Source organism: Vibrio sp. E14, assembly GCF_020515785.1.
GTDB classification, from domain to species: Bacteria; Pseudomonadota; Gammaproteobacteria; order Enterobacterales; family Vibrionaceae; genus Vibrio; species Vibrio diabolicus.
Genome location: NZ_JAHPJI010000016.1, coordinates 1 through 2769, shown reverse-complemented (window position 1 = coordinate 2769; position 2769 = coordinate 1). Strand labels below are relative to the sequence as shown.

Sequence of the window (2769 nt, the reverse complement as noted above, 5' to 3'; positions counted from 1 at the left end):
AGATCCTTCCAGATCCAAAATTCAAATCTGAATTGCTGGCAAAATTCGTTAACATCCTAATGGTTGACGGTAAAAAATCTACTGCAGAGAAAATCGTTTACACTGCACTAGATGCTATGGCTGAAAAGTCTGGTAAAGACCACTTAGCTATTTTTGAAGAAGCTCTTGAAAACGTACGCCCAGCGGTAGAGGTTAAATCTCGCCGTGTTGGTGGTTCAACTTACCAAGTACCTGTAGAAGTACGTCCGGTTCGCCGTAACGCACTTGCTATGCGTTGGTTGGTTGAAGCTGCGCGCAAGCGTGGTGAAAAATCTATGGCTCAACGCCTAGCAGCTGAAATGCTAGACGCGTCTGAGAACAAAGGTACTGCGGTTAAGAAACGTGAAGACGTTCACCGCATGGCTGACGCAAACAAAGCGTTCGCTCATTACCGCTGGTAATACCTTCTGTGCTGCGAGGTTCTCTCGCAGCACTTTTCTATACTCTAAGGTACACCTTAGTAAGAGGATACAATCGTGGCTCGTAAAACTCCTATTGAGCGCTACCGTAATATCGGTATCTGTGCTCACGTAGATGCAGGAAAAACAACCACAACTGAGCGTATTCTGTTCTACACTGGCCTTTCTCACAAAATCGGCGAAGTTCACGATGGTGCAGCAACCATGGACTGGATGGAGCAGGAGCAGGAACGTGGTATCACTATCACATCCGCTGCGACTACTACATTCTGGCGTGGTATGGAAGCACAGTTCCCTGAGCATCGCGTAAACATCATTGATACCCCTGGACACGTTGACTTTACTATCGAAGTAGAGCGTTCTCTTCGTGTACTTGATGGTGCTGTGGTTGTGTTCTGTGGCTCATCTGGTGTTGAACCTCAGTCTGAAACTGTATGGCGTCAAGCAGACAAATACCACGTTCCACGTTTGGTATTTGTAAACAAGATGGACCGTGCGGGCGCAGACTTCCTACGCGTTGTGGACCAAATTAAAAATCGTCTTGGTGCGAACCCTGTTCCAATCCAACTGAACGTTGGTGCAGAAGATGAGTTCAGAGGTGTCATCGACCTTATCAAGATGAAGATGATCAACTGGAATGAAGCCGATCAAGGCACTTCGTTTACTTACGAAGACATCCCAGCTGACATGATCGAACTTGCTGAAGAGTGGCGCAACCACATGGTTGAATCCGCTGCTGAAGCTAGCGAAGAGCTGATGGATAAGTACCTTGAAGAAGGTGAATTGACTGAAGCTGAGCTCAAACAAGCTCTACGTACTCGTACACTAAACAACGAAATCGTATTGGCCACTTGTGGTAGTGCGTTTAAGAACAAAGGTGTTCAAGCGGTACTAGATGCAGTGATCGAGTTCTTGCCATCGCCAGTTGACGTACCTGCAATTAAAGGTGTTGACGAAAGAGAAAATGAAGTTGAGCGTCACGCTGACGACAACGAACCATTCTCTGCGCTAGCATTTAAGATCGCGACTGACCCATTCGTGGGTACGCTAACGTTCATGCGTGTTTACTCTGGTGTTGTAAACTCCGGCGACGCTGTTTACAACTCTGTCAAAGAGAAGAAAGAGCGTTTCGGTCGTATCGTTCAGATGCATGCGAATAAGCGTGAAGAAGTGAAAGAAGTTCGCGCTGGTGATATCGCTGCTGCTATCGGTCTGAAAGACGTAACAACAGGTGACACACTGTGTGATCAGAACCACAAAGTGATTCTAGAGCGCATGGAGTTCCCTGAACCAGTTATTCAGATTGCTGTAGAACCTCGTTCTAAGGCAGACCAAGAGAAAATGGCTATCGCGCTAGGTAAACTGGCTGCGGAAGATCCATCATTCCGCGTGGAAACGGACGACGAATCAGGTCAGACTCTGATCTCAGGTATGGGTGAACTTCACCTAGACATTATCGTTGATCGTATGAAGCGTGAATTCAGCGTTGATTGTAACGTTGGTAAACCTCAGGTTGCTTACCGTGAAACCATTCGTGGTAAAGCGGAAGTTGAAGGTAAGTTTGTTCGTCAATCAGGTGGTCGTGGTCAATACGGTCATGTGTGGGTCAAACTTGAGCCTTCTGAACCTGGCGAAGGTTTCGTATTCGTAGACGAAATCGTGGGTGGTGTGATTCCTAAGGAATACATCAGTTCGGTATCGAAAGGTATCGAGGAACAAATGAATAGTGGTGTTCTAGCGGGTTACCCTGTACTAGATATTAAAGCTACACTATTTGATGGTTCTTACCACGATGTAGACTCAAGCGAGATGGCGTTTAAGATCGCTGGCTCGATGGCATTCAAGAAAGGTGCACTAGAAGCACAACCTGTGATTCTAGAACCAATGATGAATGTCGAAGTAACCACTCCGGAAGACTGGATGGGTGACGTTGTTGGTGACCTAAACCGTCGTCGCGGTATCATTGAAGGCATGGACGAAGGTGTGGCTGGTCTTAAGATCATCCGTGCTCAAGTACCACTATCTGAAATGTTCGGTTACGCAACTGATCTACGTTCTGCAACTCAAGGCCGTGCGTCTTACTCTATGGAGTTTCACGAGTACGCTGAAGTGCCGAAAAACTTCGCAGATAAAATTATTGCAGAGCGTGGTTACTAATTGACGATTGAACTACAAAAAGTTTACGACTTTTTGCGAGATCAGGGCGTCCAAATATTGCGCTAACGGGCGTTGGCGCATAAAATAACAATTTCTGGCGCGTCGTCGATCAATAATGATCACGACGAATCATAACTAGGAAGGAACACGATCG

2 protein-coding genes are annotated in these 2769 nt (G+C 46.5%); both read left to right on the top strand.

The features are described from left to right. Window positions 1-2 precede the first annotated feature (2 nt). Complete coding sequence (gene rpsG, locus LIX84_RS22235; RefSeq protein WP_081007955.1) at window positions 3-440, top strand: 30S ribosomal protein S7; 438 nt, start codon at window positions 3-5, stop codon at window positions 438-440. A 75-nt stretch (window positions 441-515) separates the two neighbouring features. Continuing rightward, entirely contained in the window at window positions 516-2615 is a 2100-nt protein-coding gene (fusA, locus tag LIX84_RS22230) for an elongation factor G (RefSeq protein WP_005397643.1), read from the top strand. Window positions 2616-2769 lie beyond the last annotated feature (154 nt).